The organism is Zongyangia acetica, from assembly GCF_038739695.1.
Lineage (GTDB): Bacteria > Bacillota > Clostridia > Oscillospirales > Ruminococcaceae > Zongyangia > Zongyangia gallinarum.
In genome coordinates, this window is the sequence record NZ_JBBEWN010000001.1 from 362061 (window position 1) to 381766 (window position 19706).

Annotated in this window: 19 protein-coding genes and 1 tRNA gene; 7 read left to right on the forward strand and 13 right to left on the reverse strand. The window is 50.8% G+C overall.

Features of this window, described 5'->3' with window-relative positions; all coding sequences use genetic code 11:
• Positions 1-69: 69 nt before the first annotated feature.
• From WGC32_RS01670 to WGC32_RS01695, 6 genes are all read right to left on the reverse strand, one after another.
• Positions 70-678, reverse strand: a complete 609-nt coding sequence (locus tag WGC32_RS01670; protein WP_342680470.1) for a TetR/AcrR family transcriptional regulator — start codon at positions 676-678, stop codon at positions 70-72.
• 18 nt (positions 679-696) lie between these two features.
• Positions 697-1641 (reverse strand): alpha/beta fold hydrolase, encoded by a 945-nt coding sequence (locus WGC32_RS01675; RefSeq protein ID WP_342680471.1) that lies wholly within the window; start codon positions 1639-1641, stop codon positions 697-699.
• A gap of 15 nt (positions 1642-1656) precedes the next feature.
• Complete coding sequence (locus WGC32_RS01680) at positions 1657-2316, reverse strand: L-2-amino-thiazoline-4-carboxylic acid hydrolase (protein ID WP_044993466.1); 660 nt, start codon at positions 2314-2316, stop codon at positions 1657-1659.
• Positions 2317-2330: 14 nt separating this feature from the next.
• On the reverse strand, positions 2331-3146 hold the full coding sequence (locus WGC32_RS01685) for a class I SAM-dependent methyltransferase (RefSeq protein WP_342680472.1): 816 nt from the start codon (positions 3144-3146) through the stop codon (positions 2331-2333).
• A gap of 19 nt (positions 3147-3165) precedes the next feature.
• On the reverse strand, positions 3166-3678 hold the full coding sequence (locus WGC32_RS01690) for a hypothetical protein (protein ID WP_342680473.1): 513 nt from the start codon (positions 3676-3678) through the stop codon (positions 3166-3168).
• A gap of 317 nt (positions 3679-3995) precedes the next feature.
• Entirely contained in the window at positions 3996-5012 is a 1017-nt protein-coding gene (locus tag WGC32_RS01695) for a DUF6076 domain-containing protein (RefSeq protein WP_342680474.1), read from the reverse strand.
• On the opposite strand from WGC32_RS01695, the gene WGC32_RS01700 reads away from it, so the two are divergent.
• The 3 genes from WGC32_RS01700 to WGC32_RS01710 all read left to right on the forward strand — a co-directional run bounded on the left by WGC32_RS01700 (position 4989) and on the right by WGC32_RS01710 (position 7545).
• Complete coding sequence (locus WGC32_RS01700; protein WP_342680475.1) at positions 4989-5393, forward strand: hypothetical protein; 405 nt, start codon at positions 4989-4991, stop codon at positions 5391-5393. The two genes, WGC32_RS01695 and WGC32_RS01700, sit on opposite strands and share 24 nt — an antisense overlap.
• Before the next feature lie 238 nt (positions 5394-5631).
• Positions 5632-7134, forward strand: a complete 1503-nt coding sequence (locus WGC32_RS01705; RefSeq protein ID WP_342680476.1) for a recombinase family protein — start codon at positions 5632-5634, stop codon at positions 7132-7134.
• Positions 7135-7200: 66 nt separating this feature from the next.
• Positions 7201-7545 carry a TIGR04076 family protein gene (locus WGC32_RS01710; RefSeq protein WP_342680477.1) on the forward strand — a complete coding sequence of 115 codons (345 nt, stop codon included), beginning with the start codon at positions 7201-7203 and terminating at the stop codon, positions 7543-7545.
• Between the two features lie 50 nt (positions 7546-7595).
• Here WGC32_RS01710 and recG read toward each other — a convergent pair whose 3' ends face one another.
• From recG to WGC32_RS01725, 3 genes are read right to left on the reverse strand one after another with little or no spacing between them, the layout of a single operon-like run.
• Complete coding sequence (gene recG, locus WGC32_RS01715; protein ID WP_342680478.1) at positions 7596-9620, reverse strand: ATP-dependent DNA helicase RecG; 2025 nt, start codon at positions 9618-9620, stop codon at positions 7596-7598.
• A 59-nt stretch (positions 9621-9679) separates the two neighbouring features.
• Complete coding sequence (locus tag WGC32_RS01720) at positions 9680-11329, reverse strand: DAK2 domain-containing protein (protein WP_342680479.1); 1650 nt, start codon at positions 11327-11329, stop codon at positions 9680-9682.
• Positions 11330-11377: 48 nt separating this feature from the next.
• The gene (locus WGC32_RS01725; RefSeq protein WP_191482404.1) at positions 11378-11731 is read right to left on the reverse strand and encodes an Asp23/Gls24 family envelope stress response protein; all 354 of its coding nucleotides are present in this window, start codon (positions 11729-11731) and stop codon (positions 11378-11380) included.
• A 239-nt stretch (positions 11732-11970) separates the two neighbouring features.
• Here WGC32_RS01725 and WGC32_RS01730 point away from each other — a divergent pair, with 239 nt between their 5' ends.
• Positions 11971-12876: a hypothetical protein gene (locus WGC32_RS01730; protein WP_191510385.1), complete on the forward strand. Its 906-nt coding sequence runs from the start codon at positions 11971-11973 to the stop codon at positions 12874-12876.
• 107 nt (positions 12877-12983) lie between these two features.
• Here WGC32_RS01730 and WGC32_RS01735 read toward each other — a convergent pair whose 3' ends face one another.
• The 3 genes from WGC32_RS01735 to rny all read right to left on the reverse strand — a co-directional run bounded on the left by WGC32_RS01735 (position 12984) and on the right by rny (position 15759).
• Positions 12984-13244: a stage V sporulation protein S gene (locus tag WGC32_RS01735; protein ID WP_191482402.1), complete on the reverse strand. Its 261-nt coding sequence runs from the start codon at positions 13242-13244 to the stop codon at positions 12984-12986.
• 101 nt (positions 13245-13345) lie between these two features.
• Positions 13346-14113 (reverse strand): TIGR00282 family metallophosphoesterase, encoded by a 768-nt coding sequence (locus WGC32_RS01740; protein WP_342680480.1) that lies wholly within the window; start codon positions 14111-14113, stop codon positions 13346-13348.
• Positions 14114-14208: 95 nt separating this feature from the next.
• Positions 14209-15759 carry a ribonuclease Y gene (rny, locus tag WGC32_RS01745; protein WP_191482400.1) on the reverse strand — a complete coding sequence of 517 codons (1551 nt, stop codon included), beginning with the start codon at positions 15757-15759 and terminating at the stop codon, positions 14209-14211.
• A gap of 774 nt (positions 15760-16533) precedes the next feature.
• Between rny and thrS the strand changes: the two genes are divergently transcribed.
• The 3 genes from thrS to WGC32_RS01760 all read left to right on the forward strand — a co-directional run bounded on the left by thrS (position 16534) and on the right by WGC32_RS01760 (position 19368).
• A complete protein-coding gene (thrS, locus tag WGC32_RS01750; protein ID WP_342680481.1) occupies positions 16534-18477 on the forward strand; it encodes a threonine--tRNA ligase in 1944 nt (647 codons plus the stop codon).
• A 191-nt stretch (positions 18478-18668) separates the two neighbouring features.
• Positions 18669-18744, forward strand: a tRNA-Lys gene (locus WGC32_RS01755).
• A gap of 204 nt (positions 18745-18948) precedes the next feature.
• Positions 18949-19368: a DUF5067 domain-containing protein gene (locus WGC32_RS01760; RefSeq protein WP_342680482.1), complete on the forward strand. Its 420-nt coding sequence runs from the start codon at positions 18949-18951 to the stop codon at positions 19366-19368.
• A 68-nt stretch (positions 19369-19436) separates the two neighbouring features.
• On the opposite strand, the gene WGC32_RS01765 is transcribed toward WGC32_RS01760, so the two are convergent.
• The coding region (locus tag WGC32_RS01765) for a hypothetical protein (protein ID WP_342680483.1) at positions 19437-19706 on the reverse strand (270 nt) is incomplete at its 5' end.

Below are 19706 nucleotides of genomic sequence, written 5' to 3' on the forward strand. Positions count from 1 at the left end.
TAGTTAGCCATCTCTAACCAACAGTCGTAAGAAACGGACGGATGGACCGTCCGAATTAACTTTTCGGATTTATTGCAAGGTATCGCATAGCTGCCGCCAGCCAGCGTTGGTGAAATCAAGGACTGCCTGTAAGCAGGTAAGCATTCTGCCTTCCTCCATATGCTGATCCAGCAGCTGGCGGAAGTGCCAGAACTGTGAGCCCATCAAAAGACGGATCGCATCGGCATTTGGCGCTTTCCCATAGATATGCGAAAAGAATTCCACCGTTTGTTCCGCTTTTTGATCCATTAGTTTATGCAGCACGGTTTCCATGGAGCTGCCATCACTGCGGCAGAAAAATAAAGTGCAGTCATTGCAGTGCTCGGTCAGCAGTTGAAAATATACCTGTTCTTCGGCGTTTATGGCGCGGAGGATATCCTCCGGCTGCGCGCTGCACTTTGCTTTTTCGTATTCTTCCGCGACGGGGGTAAAGAGAACCTGCATCGTCTCAAAAAAATCCTGAAGCAGACTGGCAAACAACGCGTCTTTATTCTTGTATCTTGTGTAGATTGCCCCTGTAGTAACACCGGCTTTTTCGGCGATCTTGTGCAGAGAGGCTTTCTGAAAGCCGTAAGCAAGAAATTCCGAATAAGCAGCCTGAATGATCCCATCATCCAGGGAATGGTCTCTATTGGCCATGTCTTCACTCCTCTGCGCCTAAATAATAACATCATTATCGATAACGACATTATTATAGCGTTCTTTTTGCTGCTTGTCAATGCGAATTGCACACTGCTTTGCAAAAACACTCCTTGACAAATCTCGTCTCAGATCCGCATACTGTTCCAGCCGCACCATCAGCGCCAGGTGCCCGCCGCACAGGTCGGTGACCACCGTGGGACTTGGCATCAGGGCGATCAGGTCCTCCCGGCAGGCCGGGGTGATGGTGGTGTCGTCCTCGGACAAAATCAGCAGCACCCGCCCCTCCCACGGGGCAAAGTCGTCGCGGGTCATGCCGAAGTAGTGTTCTGCGTCACAGAGGAAGTCGATCATGTGCTGTTCATAGGGCTTGGTGAGCAGTTCCATCATAGCGCCGCACAGTTCCTCCATAGCGGCCTTTTCCTGGGCTGTAAAGCCATCGGTTTTCTTTTTCATCACCGCCCATCTCATCATCCGCTTGATGAGCGGAAACGGCAGGAAGGCAAGCCATTTTTTGAACTTCCGCTGGCTTTCGATTATCTTCATCAGATCCTGATACCCGGCCTTGCTCATGTTGCCGGACAGCGAGCAGGTGTTGGAGAGGACCAGCCCCTCCACCACTTCCGGGTGGCGGGAGGCGATGACCTGGGCCACCACGCCGCCCAGGGACTGTCCCACCAGCCAGACCTTTTCCTTCAGGTGGCGGAGTAGTTCAGCCACGGCATCGGCAAACTCGCCGTTGTCCCCGAACTGGAGCTGATAGTCAAAGGTCAGCACCGAAAAATCCCTGGCGAACCGGGCAAAGTGCTTATAAAACAGGTCGGACAGCCCAATGCCGCCCGTGAGCAGGACCAGCGTGGCTTTGGCCTGGGGATTTTGATAGTAGCGATAGGTAAAGAGTTTCCCGCTGCTGACCGTGAAGGTGGCGGCGGGATAAGTCCGGCGAAATTCTGCAAGCGTCATCAAATCTTCCTTTTTCTATTTTCCCTGCCGTTCTTTGTCCCAACGGGAACCCTTTTTGCAGATATAAAAGTCACAGCAGTCACCGCCGGCAGCCAGCGTTTTGGTACGGTAGAGCCGCCCACCCATCCAGTCGACGGACATCGTGTCCAGAGCGCATAGATAGGGAACCAGATGAGGAAGGCCCTCCTGTCGGCCCAGGGCACACAGACCGCACTGGTGGTAAAGGATCGTATATTCCTCTGCATCCCGGCCGAAGATGACCTCGGCATTCCACTGAAAGGGGTTCCTATCTGCATCCGCCAAAGATGCAGTCGCTGCTCGCTTATATTGAGCCTTCAATGTAAATGCAGTCTTGGCTTTGCCCCGGAAGGCGGTCACAACCAGAGGAGAACGCATACTGGCACTTACCATGCCCTCAAAGCACTTTTCACTCATTTTTTCTTCTGCCGCCTTATAGATAGACAGCCATAGAATTCCACCAGTCAGGCAGACCCGCAACGGGTTTTCCATCATGGAGCCAATATCCGGGGTACGGGATACCATTTGCCGGTAAATCTGCTTAGAGAGCTGCTTCAACGCAGAAATATCCCATCCCAACTCCTGCCTTGCCAGATACCGAAATGCGGCAGGAGCGATGGCAACCCACATCAGCCTTTCACAATATGTATAGTTCATGACAAACCTCCGTCTTACTTCCGCCCCACCAGCATCCGGGAGTCGCCCAGCATCATCATGGCCGCCCGGCGGCGGGAACCGAAAGCCTCCTGGGCCGTGTCGATGAGCCGTACATCCGCATATCCCATGTCCCGCAGTTCCTGGGCGAAGGCCTCCATGTTCCCGTACATGTGGGGCTTCATCTCATCGTTGAGGGCGAACACGCCGCCTTTTTTCAGCACCCGCAGGGTCTCCAACAGCAGAGCCTGCTTGTCCGCACCCATTACATTGTGGTAGACATAGTTGCTCACCACGGCGTCGAAACTCTCATCAGGGAAATCCAGCTTGTTCGCGTCCCCATGCTTGAATACGCACCGGGCCGCCGCGCCCTCGCTTGCGGCGTTTTTCTCGCACATGGCCTGGCCGTAGCCGTAGGCCGCGCCCCAATAGTCGATGCCGGTGACCTCAGCATCCGGCCAGGTCAGCGCCGCCCGGATGCTCAGCGCCCCGGAGCCGCAGCCCACCTCTAAGAGGCTGCCCTGGCCGTCGAAATTAAGATGGGAGAGGACAACCAGGTGGGTCCGATCCATCATGCCGCCGCCCCCAAAGGCATACTGCCGCCGTATCCAGGCGCACCACAGGAGCAGCGCCAGCAGAATCACTGCGGCAATCACGAACACCACACCAAGCGCCGTGATATGGAACACCGCAAAGGACAGTACCGCCAGTACCACAGACAACGCCAAAAGGGCGCCTATCACATAGAAAACAGGGTTTGACATCCAGCTCCCGTAATGTTCCCCATGCGTCCCAAGGCGGATTTCTTTTTGCTGAACTTGATTTTGCTTCATTTGAACCATCTCCTTATTATCAAATTTTTTGCAGCAGCAGACACAATCCCGCCTGGGCCGCCGCCATGAGGGGGCACAGCAAGAGCGGCCACTGGAGCAGATGCTCCGGCAGAGCGTATTCCTTCATCCAGGCTTTGAACCCATAGCCTGGGTGCCCTTCGGTTCCTGAGATGATAAAACGGCGTTTTGCTTTTTTCTGTATCAGCCAGAAGTCCAGAAAAAGCAGATCACAGACATTGACGACCATCCACTGGATATATCCCGTCAGGGCCAAACGCCAGAAGCCGGTTGTCTCGCCCTCCACAGTGCTGACCGCACCATAGAGAAGGAGGGGCAGCCACTCCCCAAAGCAGATCCAAAGCCAGTAAAAACGGTTTTCGGCCTTTGTCGGCGGATCTTTTGCCGCCTTGATGATGGCGGGCGGATAGCAGGGAAACATCAGCCGGGGCCTATACAGCGCCACCGCCGCGGCGAACAGGTTAAAATAGACCGCCATGGCGAACCCGTCCAAGATGGTGCGCATCCAGTTCATATACATCCCCCTTTCACTTATAAGTTAGTATACGCTAACCAATATGCGCTTAGTATCCAGTATTCCGCCATCCCACTTAACTGCGCTGGGAGGGGAGTTCTTTCTTTATTATAGTTAGCCGTAGGCAACTGGTCAAGATGTGGATTCGAAAAAGAGGAGAACTCTATACCGGCACAGCCTGGACCGATTGCACGTCCATTTTGTGCCGTAACGCAAGGAAAGAATCAGACTGGATGGCTATCCACCTGGCCATCCAACCATCCAAATCCAATACATTTAAACGGGAACAGGCTATCCATGTGGATAGTCTGTTCCTCTTACCCGCCGCAAATTTCCTGAATAATAGCCTCTTGCCCAATCATCCAGTTCATAAATTGTACCGTAGATAACTCCCCGTTCTGAATCTGTTTTTTGCGCTGGCCAGCTTCCTTTCGGAATTGTTTTAGCGCACTTTGCGCTTTCTCCAATTGCTCCCTTGAGACATGGTTCTTTTCCAGCTTCTTGACGCGGTTGTACCAGAACATATACTCTCGCTTGTAGGCCTGCTCATACTCCGCCTCTTTGGATTTGCGGTCAAAACTCTTTCTTGCCGCCCTTTTACTGGCCTTGCGGCACCGTTCACTGCACAAGTTACTGCGGGCATCCGGGGCGAAGAACACCCGCCCACATTGGTTGCAGGTGCGCATGACCATGCCGGCATCCAGTATCCGCTGTCGGTAATAGATAAGAGCCGGCCGCAGGGAACCGCTTACCACCGCACATTCAAAGGGAACTTCTCCATGGGGATACCAAATCTCCAGCTTGGCGTCTTCCCGAGCATTCCACACGGGTACGACAGTCTTTCCCCATTTCCAGTTAGCCATCTCCGGCGAGTATTCCCCAAAGGGCAAGATCAGCAGCTGCGCATAATCCCGCAGGGCTGCTTCCGCTTTATGTTTGTCCCTTCCTCGACAGCAGCGCAGGTACATCTCCCAAATCTGAATGGCAGCATACAGGGCGGCGGCATTTCCAACGGTCAGCCGGGAGAGAAGCTCTGCCGCCTTTTGCTCTTGCTCGTCACGCTCTACCGTTTTCCTCGCCGACAGTGCCTCACAAAGGGCCCAAACAGCTTCTGTCCAGCCCTCGGCGGAGCTTTTCCCGAACTCGCACCAAAACGCCCCCAGCGGGCGGGTTTGGGCAAGATACAAGGGTTTATCCAAACTACGCAAAGCGGTCCCTACCTCGTATTCTGTTCCCAGCCACAAATGTTCCTTCAGCTGTTTGGTATTGACTCTCAACGCTAAGACTACTCGCTGAGTCAAAGGTTCTTTATGTTCAAAGCGATATTCTTCCATGGCTTCTCTCTTTCTTATGGGAATTATAATTTTACAAGTTATGATTTCTTATATTATACTGCAAAAACCTTGAAATGGCAAGCTTCCCGTGTTAGACTACGGCATACAATCTTTCCTACTTGGAGGGGGACTACAGGGGGCGGCAAGCTGACGCTTCCCACCCCAAATCTCTTACCAGCTGGGAAAGAAAAAGAGTATTACGGAAAAGGAGGGGTGTCCGGTAATCGAGCAGTTTTAGAAAATAAGGCAGGATCAATACCACAGTCAGCGGTGGAAAGCCTTGCCCGCACATTGCTTCCCCAGATGCAGGCGTTTTTTGAAAGCGAACAAGGCAAACAGACGCTGAAAGAATGGCATGAAGAAAGGGAGCGGCACAGTTGAAAGTTCCCGCCGGGCTGGGAGAGTTTTTCTTTCCCAGCCGGTACTTTTTTGATAGATTTGAGGCCGGAATTTGTATGGGTTGGTGATAGCTTTCTGGCAGCAGTTGTGGTAGTGTGTGGTGCTGGGAAAACGGTTTTCCAGCCGGTGACTGGTTTCGCAAGCATAGCGTCTGGATATCCACCAAACGCACCTTGGGAGAACCCAAACCCCTTAAAACAGACAAACGGAGGTGATGTGGATGAAGGCGGTGATTTACGCCAGATACAGCAGCGACAATCAGCGGGAGGAAAGCATCGAAGGGCAGCTTCGGGAATGCAAAGAATACGCCGATAAAAACGGGATTACGATTCTGTGCAGTTACATTGACCGGGCGCTGTCGGCCAAAACAGACAACCGCCCGGAATTTCAGAAGATGGTGCAGGACAGCGCAAAGGGACTGTTCGACACTGTGCTGGTGTGGAAGCTGGATCGGTTTGCCCGTAACCGTTACGACAGCGCCCATTACAAAGCCGTGCTCCGACGAAACGGCGTCAAGGTGGTATCTGCCACGGAAAACATATCCGATGGGCCGGAGGGCATTATTCTGGAATCTATGTTGGAAGGAATGGCGGAATACTATTCAGCGGAGCTGGCGCAGAAAATCAACCGGGGCCTTACGGAAAATGCGTTGAAGGGAAAAAACAACGGCGGCGGGATTCCGCTCGGCTATCAACTGACCGACGACCAACATCTCAGAATTGATCCATTGACCGCCCCGATTGTGCGGGAGATCTACCAGAGATATGCAGAGGGTGAAACGGTTCGCAGCATTATCACTTCTCTGAATGAACGGCATATCCTGACGCAAAAACAGAAGCCATTCCGTCCCAACAGCCTTCACAGTGTCTTGTGTAACCGGAAATACATCGGAGAATATCGGTACAAAGACATCATCATCCCTGACGGTGTACCGAGTATTATCCCAAAGGATTTGTTTGAAAGGGTGCAGATGAGAGTGGAAAAGAACAAAAGGACTCCGGCAAGGGCCAAGGCTGAGGAAGAATATCTGTTGACCACCAAGCTGTTTTGCGGCCACTGTGGGCGGATGATGATTGGCGAGAGCGGCAAATCCCACACAGGTGCGATTTATCGCTATTACAAATGCAGCGGAGCCAAGAGAAAGCTGGGCTGCCGCAAGAAAGCGGTGAAGAAAGACTGGATAGAGTGTATTGCTGTACAGTACACAATACAGCGTGTCTTTCAGGATGAACTGATCGCCCAAATTGCGGACAAGCTGGTGGAATTGCAGAACACAGAGGACAATACTCTCCCTCTGCTGCGCAAACAGCTTGCAGACACCAACCGTGGGATTGAGAATATGCTTAATGCCATTCAGCAAGGGATACTGACCAACAGTACCAAAGAGCGGCTGGAGGAACTGGAAAAGCTGCGGGAAGATTTGAAGGCCAGCATTTTACAGGCAGAACTGGAAAGGCCAAAATACAGCCGGGAAGACATTATCGAATGGATCAGCCGGTTCAAATATGGCGACCCAAGCAACAAGGAATACCAGCGGCAGATCATCGATATTTTTCTCAACAGCATCTATGTATTTGACGACCGGCTGGTTTTCACCTACAATTACAAAAACGGAACCCAAACAGTGTCGTTGGCGGACGTTTCTGCGGCTTTCGGTTCGGATTTGAAGTCCTGTACTCCACCAGCGGCAATCTGCCGCGTTAAAACACGCTTTCTCGTTTGATGAAAGCGTGTTTTTCTTATCCATAGGATTCACAGGTATCTTTGGACATCCGCGGGAGGAATTTTTATGAAGAAAGTGAAGATCACCATACTCAAAACCACCTTGGATCAGCAGTTGGCGCTGGAATACGGCGTGGAAGGGCTGGGCCCATGTCCCATGATGAAGGAAGGCCAGATTTTTTATGCGGATTACGCCAAGCCTGACGGCTTTTGCGATGAGGCCTGGAAAGCCATCTATCAGTATGTATTCGCTCTGGCCCATGGCGCTGGAGACGGTCTTTTCTATTACGGCGACTGGATCAGAAAGCCTGGCGTTGCCATCTGCAGCTGTAACGACGGCCTGCGTCCGGTCATCATGAAGCTAGAGGCGACGGATGAGGAATCCGCCATCGACTATGTGCCGGTACGGTAAATCCATCGGAAAGTAAAAAAGCGCTTCGGTCATCCGAAGCGCTTTTCTTTTTAATCCACTTCCCGCATCATCTTTTCCACCTTGGAAAGCAGCGGTTTATGTTCCGGAAGGGAAAGGTCTGGATCAGCAGAGAGGATTTCCCGTGCGGCTTCCTGGGCTCTCTGAAGCACTATGGTGTCGGTGAGCAGGTCGGCCAGTTTTAGGGTGGGAAGGCCATGCTGCCTCACCCCGAAAAAATCGCCAGGTCCTCTCAGATTCAGATCCTCCCTGGCAATGGCAAAGCCATCGTTTGTCTTGCACATCACTTCCAGCCGCCGGCGGGTCAACTCTCCCCTGGCGTCACTGAGCAGGATGCAGTAAGACTGATCTTTGCCGCGGCCCACCCGTCCGCGGAGCTGGTGCAGCTGGGACAGGCCGAACCGTTCTGCGTTTTCGATCATCATAATCACCGCATTGGGCACATCCACCCCCACCTCCACGACAGTAGTAGAAACCAGCAGCTGCATATCCCCGTTTTTAAACCGGGTGATGGCCTCCTCTTTTTCCTTGGATTTCATCTTTCCATGGAGAAGCCCCACCCGATAGCCTTTGAAATAGCGCTCCTCCAAAAGCTTTTCATAATCCGTGGCTGGTTTTAACCCGCTTTCCCCGTTGGCCTCCACCAGTGGACATACAATATAGGCTTGACGCCCTGCATCCAGATGTTTTTTGATGAAGCCAAAAGCCCGCATCCGCTTATCGGAACCTATACAATAGGTCAGCACCTTCTGCCGGCCTGGAGGCAGTTCGTCGATGACGGACAGATCCAGATCACAGTAGATCGTCTGGGCCAGTGTCCGGGGAATGGGGGTCGCGGACATGACCAGTACATGGGGATGATCCCCCTTATTCATAAGGCGTACCCGCTGGGCCACGCCAAACCGATGCTGCTCATCGGTAATGACCAGTCCCAGCCGGTGAAATTCCACCGTGTCTTCGATGATGGCATGGGTACCGATCAAGAGGTGGATTTCCCCTGCTTTGAGCTGCTCCTGAATCTCCCTGCGTTTTGCCGCTTTGGTGGAGCCGGTGAGCAGCTCCGCCACAAGCCCCAAGCCGGACAGTACGGGAGCAAGGGTCTCATAGTGCTGGAGGGCCAGGATCTCTGTCGGCGCCATCAAAGCCGACTGAGCCCCGTTTTTGGCCGCGAAATAGATGCAGGCCGCCGCTACCATGGTTTTGCCCGAGCCCACGTCTCCCTGGACCAGCCGGTTCATTGGCACCCCTGTGGTCATATCCCGGCAGGCCTCTTCGATGCTCCGGCGCTGCGCTCCCGTCAGGGTGAAGGGCAGGCTCTCATAAAATGGCGCCAGAGAAACCTCTTGCATGGGCCGGGTCTTTAACCTGCGGTTGCGGTTGCGCACCTGCAGAAAGGCCAGCTGGCAAAAAAGAAGCTCCTCAAAGATCAGCCGGTTTTTGGCAATCTCCATGGCCTCCCGGTCTGGCGGAAAATGGATGTTCTGGACAGCGTAGGATTTATGGCAAAGGTGGTATTTCTCCCGCAGGTCTTTTGTCAGAGGGTCTTCCAGCATCCCTTTCGTTTCATCCAGCGCCTGGCGGATATTTTCTCTGATAAGTTTGGAGGAAAGCCCCTCGGTCAGCGGATAGATGGGAATGAGGCCCTCCCCTTCTCCCAAGCGGAATATCAAGGGAGAGGCCATCGTCCTCTTGGTGAGAGTCCCTTCTACCTTGCCGTAAAAAATGTATTCCTCACCGATTTTCAGCCCTTCCACCGTAAACTTGGTGTTGAAAAAGGTGATAACCATGTCGCTGCTGTGATCGGTGACCACCACCTTGAACAGGGAAAGGCCCCTGCGGATGCGCTGCTCCCCAGTCTTGGAAACTACAGCGGCGCGGACAGGAACTGCCTCTTCTCGGGGCGCCCCAGCGATGGAGACAGGCTGGGTCAGATCGATATAGGATCGTGGGTAATGTTCCAGCAGAGTAGCAAGATCGGTAATCCCCAGCTTCTCATAAAGCTTGGCCCGCTTTTCTCCCACTCCCTTCAGATAGCGGATATCTTTATGCGGTTGCATCCTTTCCCCCCTTGAGCAAAAAAGGAGGGGATTTCCCCTCCTTTTGATAGGTAAAGTGGTTATTCCACCGAAATCATGTAGTAATACACCGGCTGACCGCCGTTAATCAGTGTCACCTCAATGTCGTCGGGAAGCTTGGCCTTCAGCGCTTCCAGCACCTCCTCGGCTTGCTCATCGGAGACATCAGCGCCGTAGTAGAGGGTGACAAAGCTGGAATCCCGATGGAGCAGGGCCCGGGTCAGTTTGATCAGTGCATGGCTCAGATCCTTGTCGGTAAAGGCCAGTTTTCCATTATCAAGAGCCAACAGGTCGCCCTTTTTGATATTGTGGCCGTCATAATCGGAATCCCGGGCCGCAAAGGTAATCAGACCTGTCTCTACCCTTTCGTATGCCTTCATCATGGTCATCTGGTTGTCTGACACATTCAAATCCGGGTCAAACGCCAGCATTGCGGCCACACCCTGAGGAATGGTCCGGGTCTGCAGCACGTAAACCTTCCGATCTGCGAGCTTGATGGTCTGTTCCGCAGCCATGATAATATTTTTATTGTTGGGCAGGACAAACACATTCTTGGCCGGCGTGGCATGGATGGCCTTGAGGATGTCATCTGTAGAGGGATTCATGGTCTGGCCGCCGCTGACCACCTGATTGACGCCTAGGTCAGAAAACAGCTGACTGACTCCATCTCCTACCGCTACCGCCACAAAGCCAAACTCAGTATCAGGATCCACCGCCACATAGGTGTCCTCTTCCTGTTCCTTTTTGGCGGCCGCCTTCTTGCCGGCAAATTGCAGACGCATGTTATCGATTTTAATATTGGTAAGCATTCCATAGCCCAAGGCATGCTGCAATGCCTTTCCTGGATTGTCGGTGTGGACGTGAACTTTGATAATATCATCGTCATCCACTACGACCACACAATCGCCAATGGATTCCAGGTAGGCCCGCAGCGCCAAAGGCTCATTCTGATTCTCTTTGCTGATGATAAACTCTGTACAATAGGTATAGGTGATGTCCCCTTCATAATCGCCAATGGCGTTGGATGCTTCCGCCTTGGATGCGGACGTCTTTTTCTCCTCTTCCTTAGAAGGGATGATAACGCCATCCCGGAAGACGCTCATCATCCCCTCAAAGATGATCACCAGTCCCCGGCCGCCGGCATCCACGACACCGGCTTTTTTCAATACCGGAAGCATTTCCGGCGTCTGTGCCAGAGCGTCCTCAGCCGCAGAACATATTTCCTGCCATACATACACCGGATCATCGTTTTCCTCCGCCGCCTGGGCAGCCCGTTCCGCAGCCAGCCGGGCCACCGTCAGAATGGTTCCCTCCGTTGGCTTCATCACCGCTTTATACGCCGCTTTGACGCCCTGATCTAACGCAGCGGCCAAATCCCGGCCGTCGGCCTCCGTCTTTCCGCGCAGACCTTTGGAAAGGCCGCGGAAAAGCAGCGACAAAATGACGCCGGAGTTCCCTCTCGCGCCCCGCAATAAGGCGGAAGAAGCCACCGAGGCCACCTCACCAATGGCGTCAGGACGATCCATCACCGCAAGTTCCCTGGCTGCCGATGAGATGGTCATGGACATATTGGTTCCTGTGTCCCCATCGGGCACGGGAAATACATTCAGTTCATCCACCTGCTGTTTTTGATTGACAATATGATTAGATGCCGAAAGCAATGCATCTCGAAATATCTGGCCTGTTATCACCGTGATCAGCACTCCCTTTAAATTCAGTCCGATTTCCTCTCCCTAATGTCATTCAGCCTTCATACCGTCGACATAGACGTTGACTTTGAGCACATCCAATCCGGTAGCATCCTCAACAGTATATCTGACTTTATTGACAATACTTTTGACAATCGCGGCAATATTCAGTCCGTAGGTCACGATGATATGCATATCAATGGTCAATTTGCCGCCGTTTTGGCGAATCCGAATTCCTTTGTCCGGCGCGTCTTTTTTGCTCAGCAGAGAGCGGAACCCTTGGGATGGCGTAGAGTTGACCATGCCCACAACGCCGAAGCATTCCGAAGCAGCTTTGCCTGCCAAATTGGCAATAAACTCCTGGGAAATCTCAATGGTTCCCAGATGATTCTCAATTTTGATCATAAAAGCCCCTCCTCACTTCATTTGATTCCAGATGGGGAATTTTCATAAAAATACTGCGGAAATATTCTTATATATTGTACCAACTTTTTGCAGATAAATCAATTGCTCACAGGAGAATTCTTCCATTTCATCTATTTTTTCCGCCTTGTGCCTATAAAAATTCTGCCTTATAATGAAGGTATGCTCTGTATATAGGATTTTTGCAGAAATTATTCTTGATGAGAGAGGAAGGTTTTACCATGCGTCTTAAATACGATGTGGACACCAAAATTTTGTTCCAGATCGGAGACCCGTTGGACCAATGCTGTGCCACCTATCTGCATAATGCCTTATATGAATTTGCCAATATCAACGCTGTCAACCTTTCTGTTCCCGTACCTAAAGGAGGCCTTGGCGATTTTGTCAAAGCCGCCAAGACTATCCATGCCGCAGGCTTTGACCTGACCATGCCCCACAAAACCGATATCATCCCCTTTCTGGACGAATGCGACCCGGCGAGCCGTGCCTTTAAATGTGTCAACCACGTCAAAATTGCCGATGGACGTCTTATCGGCGTTGGGCTGGATGGAGCGGGAATGGGGCTCTCCCTTCAATACGAGATGGGGGATATTTCCGGACGGCACGCATTGATTATCGGAGCCGGAGCGGTCGCCGGCCCCATTGCCGCCGACCTATGCAGCCGAGGGGTTAAAAAGTTTACCATCGTCAACCGCACCCTGGAAAAAGCACAATATGTCGCCGACACCCTCCGGAATATTTACGGTGTGGAGACCTCTTTTGGACCCTTTAGCGAAGAGTTTCTCTCCTCCGTCGCCCCAGAAATCTCCCTGGCTGTCCAATGTACCTGTCTGGGAGGAGGCTCCCATTGGGGCCAGTTCCCCCACCTGGGTTTTATCTCCCGCCTGCCTAAAAACTGCATTGCGGCCGATGTCCTCTACCCCACCACCGATTTCCTGGAGGAAGCGAAACGGCAGGGGCTTCCCACTGTCAGCGGCAAAGGGATGCTCTATCAGCAGCAGCTGGCCATGATGGAGTTTTATTTTGGCGTCAAACTGGGGGCAGATGCCTTGCAGGAAGCCAAGGAGGCGCTGGAGGTCGCCATCGCTATGCGGACAATCCGTAATGAAAAAATGAAAGAACAATAAAAAGTTTTATAAAATAAGGGTGGGGAATCAAAGATTCCCCACCCTTGTTTTCTGTTCTTTTTTGATGCTCTCTTCACTTGCAAGAGGATGATTTTCGGTCTTTCGTCCTACCTTGGCTCAACAATAAGCTTCATGGCGGTCCGTTCTTCCCCATCAATTTCCACATTGGCGAAAGCTGGAATACAGATCAAATCGATTCCGGCGGGAGCCAAATAACCCCTGGCAATTGCCACCGCCTTGACCGCCTGGTTGGAAGCCCCAGCCCCAACTGCCTGAACTTCCACCGCGCCTTTTTCACGAATGACACCCGCTATCGCACCTGCAACTGAATTTGGTATGGATCTTGCTGAAACTTTAAGAATTTCCATAATAATCCCCCTTGCCGTAGCTATAGCTGTTATACAAATCCGCAATTAAATAATAGCGTATTTTCGTGCAAATTGCAAGAGTTCGAGGAAATAATCGTTAATTATTGAATGTTTAGTCGAAAAATTTTGTCTGTTTTGCCGTTTTTTTCATCAATTTCGAAAATTACACCGCCTAATTTGCACGGATCAGTTCCATTTTCGAAGCGTACGGGAAGATGTGTGCGCATTTTGTACAACGCAATTTCGGGTTTGACACCCAAAACGGAGTGAATCGGGCCGGTCATCCCCAGGTCGGTAATATAGCCGGTACCTTTGGGGAAAATGGCCTCATCCGCTGTCTGCACATGGGTATGGGTGCCAAATACAGCGCTCACCCGTCCGTCTAAATGGTAGGCCATGGCAATTTTCTCCGCCGTGGCCTCTGCATGAAAATCCACCAAAATAATGGGAGTGTCTATTTTCTCCAAAATCCTGTCAACGCAGTCAAAAGGGCTCTCCACCGCATCCATATACACCTGACCCAAGAGGTTGATGACCGCCACCGAATGAGGAAAAGCGTCAAAAATGTAGTAGCCCTCTCCCGGGGCATCCGGGTGGAAATTGGCCGGACGGATTACGCCGTCCCGCCGTTCATAAATTTCATAGCACTCTTTGCGCCGCAGGGCATGGTTTCCGGTGGTGATTACATCAGCACCGGAAGAAAAGAGAAATCTAGCCGAAGGTGTCGTAATACCATTTCCCTCCGCCGAATTCTCTCCATTGACAATGACCATATCCAAGGCATATTCCTGCCGCAACCTGCTGATCTGGGAGCGGAAGAACTCACAGCCCGCTTTGCCGACTACATCACCAACCGCTAGTATCCTCATGTTTATCCCAACCTTTTTGAATGCCGGTTGCGAGCCCAGCCTTTATTGTCAAATAAAAAGAGGGCTGGAAAACCCGGCCCTCTTTCCTGCTCAAATTATTTCGCATACTCGATTGCCCGGTTTTCCCTGATCACATTGACCTTGATCTGTCCAGGGTATTCCAGTTCACTTTCAATCTTTTTCACAATTTCCCGGGCCATCAGAACCATCTGGTCATCGTTGACAGCATCGGGTTTGACCATAATGCGAATCTCACGGCCAGCCTGGATGGCATAGGATTTTTCAACTCCGTTAAAGGAGCTGGCGATTTCCTCTAGTTTTTCAAGCCGTTTGATATAATTTTCCAAATTCTCGCGTCGCGCGCCAGGACGGGCTGCGCTGATCGCATCAGCCGCCTGTACCAGGCAGGCCACGATGGTTTTGGCCTCCACATCCCCATGATGGGCGGCGATAGCGTGGATAACCTCGTTATTTTCCTTATACTTCTTCGCGATGTCCACACCGATATCCACATGGGAGCCTTCCATCTCATGGTTGAGCGCCTTTCCGATATCGTGGAGCAGTCCTGCACGTCGGGCTGTATTCACGTCGGCCCCCAACTCTGCCGCCATCATGCCGGCAATATAGGCAACCTCAATAGAATGATCCAGCACGTTTTGTCCATAGCTGGTACGGTAACGCATCCGGCCCAACAAACGGACCAACTCCGGATGGATGCTGTGAACGCCAGTTTCCATAACGGCACGTTCGCCGTCCCGTTTGATTTTGGCCTCCACTTCCTTGCGGGATTTCTCCACCATTTCCTCAATACGTGTGGGATGAATGCGGCCGTCTGTAATAAGCTTTTCCAGAGACAGGCGGGCGATTTCACGCCGCACCGGGTCAAAACTGGAAAGGGTAATGGCTTCCGGAGTATCGTCGATAATGAGATCCACGCCGGTCAGGGTTTCCAGAGCGCGGATATTGCGGCCTTCCCGGCCGATAATGCGGCCCTTCATCTCATCGTTGGGCAGCGGTACTACCGACACGGTAGCCTCGGATACATGCTCAGCTGCACAACGCTGAATGGCCAGGGAAACAATTTCCCGCGCTTTTTGATCGGCCTCATCTTTAAGCTGAGACTCCATATTATCAATGCGGACAGCTTTCTCATGTACCAATTCGTCTTCCAGGTTCTGCAACAGGTACTCTTTGGCCTGCTCAATAGTGAAGCCAGAAATCCGCTCCAGCATTTCAAACTGGCGCTTTTTGACTTCTTCTGCCTCTTCCAGGCGATGTTGGGCATCCTGGATCTTTTTCTGCAGGGCTTCTTCCTTTTTTTCGAAGTTTTCCAGCTTCCGGTCCAGGTTTTCTTCCTTTTGATTGATACGGCGCTCCTGACGCTGGACTTCTGAACGTCTGTCCTTGACCTCTTTTTCCGCCTCGGAACGCATCTTGTAAATCTCATCCTTGGCTTCCACCAAAGCTTCTTTTTTCTTGCTTTCTGCTGCTTTTATCGCGTCGGAAACCAGCCGTTTCGCCTCGTCTTCCGCGGACATGATCTCGGCTTCTGCAACTTTGCGTCTATAAGTAACGCCCAGGAAAAAGGCGGCAACACCAACCACAACAGCAACAACAATGCATACAATGATTGTTATGACATCCATGAAACTACATTGAACCTCCTTTGCAAATAAATTTTTCATCATCAAAATTTTGTAATGTATAATGTTTGCAAATTCCCGGGCAGTACCGGAACCATGTGAATTTTTCAGCCATGCCTCGCCAAGAATCATACGTCGGCCGGACTTCTTCTTCCTCCTGTGATAAATCCTTCACAGGCAAACACGTTCTCCACTCTCTACGGATCATATCCGCCGAAAGTCCCCGGAGATCTACCGGGAAACCTTTTATTTTTTGCGTAAAAAATCTACACAAAAACGATACAAATATCACTTTTTGTATGGAAAAAATACCAAAAAGTATAAAAGTACAAATTTATACATTATATATTTATATTATATCCGTCTCAGGCACTATGTCAAGAAATTTGTAGTGTTGACATTGGCTTTTGATCATGCTAATATTATTTTATTCAGAATTTATTACAACTATATACAGAACAACATGTTGATAAGGAAGGTTTGTCCCTATTTCCCCTGGCAGAGAGAGAGAGCGTCACCGGCTGCAAGCGCTTTTGAGTGGGAGCGGGCAAATTACCACCCTTGGAATGCGCATCAGGTTTTCCGAGTGCGCCGTGAAGTCTCGTTACGGCTCAATTAAGGTGGCGTACCGCAAGGTGCGCAAACTGGGTGGAACCGTGGAGACGCGACATGATACGCAAGCTTCATCCCTGCTGAAGATTTCAGACTGGGATGAAGCTTTTTTGTTACCCTCACACATCATGATGCATGGAAAGATAGAAAAAGGAGTGGATCACAATGATCAAAGTAATGCTCAAAGGCGACGTTGTCAAAGAATTCGACGCCGGTATTACGCCGATGGAAATTGCCAAAAGTCTTGGCGCGGGCCTTTACAAAGCCTGCTGCGCAGCCCATGTAGACGGTGTCCTCACCGACCTGCGCACCCCTCTTACCAAAGACTGCAAGCTGGAACTGCTTACCTTCGATGACAAAGACGGTGCATGGACCTTCCGGCACACCGCTTCCCACATCCTGGCACAAGCGGTCAAGCGCCTTTTCCCTGAAGCCAAACTGGCCATCGGTCCTGCCATTGACAATGGTTTTTACTATGATTTCGACGTAGAAAAGCCCTTTTCTCAGGAAGATCTGGTCAAAATCGAGGCGGAGATGAAAAAGATCGTCAAGGAGGCTCTGCCTTTGGAGCGGTTTGAGCTTTCCCCCGACGAAGCCAAGAAGATGATGGAACAAGCAAACGAACCCTATAAAGTGGAGCTTGTGGAAAAACACGCCTCTGAAGGGGAACCCATCAGCTTTTTCCGTCAGGGAGACTTTGTGGACTTATGCGCAGGCCCCCATCTTCCGGACACCTCCCGGGTCAAAGCCTTTAAATTGACCTCCACCACCGGAGCCTATTGGCATGGTGATTCCAATCTGCCCATGCTCTGCCGGGTTTATGGCACTGCCTTCCCCAAGGCAAGCCAACTGGAAGAATACCTGGCCGCTGTAGAAGAGGCTAAAAAGAGGGATCACAACATTATTGGCCGCCAGCTGAAATACTTTACCACTTCTGATATTATTGGCCAGGGACTTCCCTTGCTGATGCCCAAAGGCGCCAAGCTCTTCCAAATCCTCAACCGCTATATCCAAGATAAAGAAGAATACGAATATGGTTATCTTATGACCAGAACCCCCTATATGGCCAAATCTGACCTTTACAAGCTCTCCGGCCACTGGGATCACTATAAGGACGGCATGTTCGTTCTGGGAGACGAGGAAAAGGACAAGGAGGTTTATGCCCTGCGTCCCATGACCTGCCCCTTCCAGTACCAAATTTACCTCAGTGAGAAGCATTCTTACCGTGATCTGCCCCTGCGCTATGGTGAAACTTCCACCCTCTTCCGCAATGAAGCCTCCGGAGAAATGCACGGACTTATCCGTGTGCGCCAGTTCACCATCTCTGAAGGCCATCTCATCGTCCGTCCTGACCAGTTGGAGGAAGAATTCAAAAACTGCTTAAAACTAGTCAAAGAGGTCATGACCGACCTGGGACTTATCGATGATTTGACCTACCGTTTCTCCAAATGGGATCCCAACGATCGTGAAAAATACGAAGGAACTCCCGAGATGTGGAATGAGGCGCAGTCTGTTATGCGTCAGATTCTGGATCATCTGGAGCTGGATTATACCGAGGCTGAGGGTGAAGCCGCCTTCTACGGTCCTAAGTTGGATATTCAGACCAAGAATGTCCATGGCAAAGAGGATACCCTCATCACCATCCAGATCGATATGATGCTGGCGCAGCAGTTCGACATGACCTACACCGACAAAGATAATACCCAGAAATATCCCTATATTATCCATCGTACTTCTTTAGGCTGCTATGAGCGGACCATTGCCATGCTGCTGGAGAAATATGCAGGCGCTCTGCCCATGTGGCTTTCTCCGGTCCAGGCAAAAATCCTGCCGATCAGTGAGCGGCAATTGGATCGCTGCCGTGAGATCCTCAAGGAGCTGCGGGCTGCCGGTCTGCGGGTAGAGTTAGACGAACGCAGCGAGAAAATCGGCTACAAGATCCGGGAAGCACAGCTGGAAAAGGTTCCCTACATGCTCATTGTAGGCGACAAGGAGGCGGAAGCCGGTACAGTTTCTGTCCGTTCCAGAAAAGAAGGCGACCTGGGCGCTATCCCCACCGATATCTTCATTAAAATGGCGCAGCGGGAAATTGAGACCAAAGCAAAATAAGAAAAGCATTTCTATCGATAACAGGCCGGAAATTTTTCCGGCCTGTTATTATTTTTTCTTTTCGGTATATACTAAGAATGCCCTTTTCTGGGCACTTTAAAAATAAAAATAAAAACTGAAATTTTGTGTTGACTTTTGGAATTTTTATTGGTATAATAATTAAGCGTTCTAAAACAGAATAGCGGTGAGATGAGCCATTAGCTCAGCTGGCAGAGCATTTGACTTTTAATCAAAGGGTCCGGAGTTCGAATCTCCGATGGCTCACCAAAACACACACAGTCCGAACAATGCTGTTGTTTATATTTTTATCGACGGTTTGTTCGGCTGTATCTTTAGCAGGGATTAAGTCCCTGCTTTTTATTTTGTCATACGCTACAAATCTTCTTGTCCTTTTTCTACACAAATATTTCGACAAATCATTTATTTAAAATCCAAATACTAGTATAATTTAAGGAAAAGGAGGGGATTTTTATGAAGAAAATAATCAGTCTTATTTTGGCGATATCCTGCATTCTTTGCCTTGCTTCTTGCTCAAAGGGGCCTAGTGGAGAGCTGGGTGGATTGGATATTTCCATTGGTTCCGCTCGCATTGAGAAAAACATTTTAGATCAAGTCGTTATTATCATAGGAACCAACATCACTAATATTTCAGATGAAAACCAAGACCTAATCTATCTGCATACCAAAGCCACTCAAGGCGGAAAGGAGCTAAAACGCACCTATATAGATGAGGAAAACACAACAACAACACTTGCTCCCGGTGCCAGTTGTCTTATGGAAATGTCTTTTGAACTCAACACAAAAGATGAGATTGTTAAGTTTAGCGTCGCTCCGCCTTACGTTAGGGGAAATGTTTCTAAAGAATTTGATCCAGAACTACTTCTCTTATAGTTTTTTATGAAAACAAGAAAGCCCTGTTCCTTCCCTCTATTACAGAGGTGGGAACAGGGCTTTTTTCATTACCGTATGAAGAATGTAACGCAGGCTACCAGGATGGCGCTGGCAATACCCCATAGGGCTTTGGTCAGCGCCGACATGGACTTGGTCAAATGGGTCACGTCAGACTCCGTCTTGGTGATCCTCTGGCCATATTCATCATGTTTTCTCTCCGCTTCGTCTTTCCACGCTTCTAAGCCGTCCAAGCGGTGGGTGTTGCTCCTGGCACGGGCCTCAATCTCCATGATCTTTTCTCTCGCCTTCTGGATCAGGTCTTGCTCGTCCATCTTTCC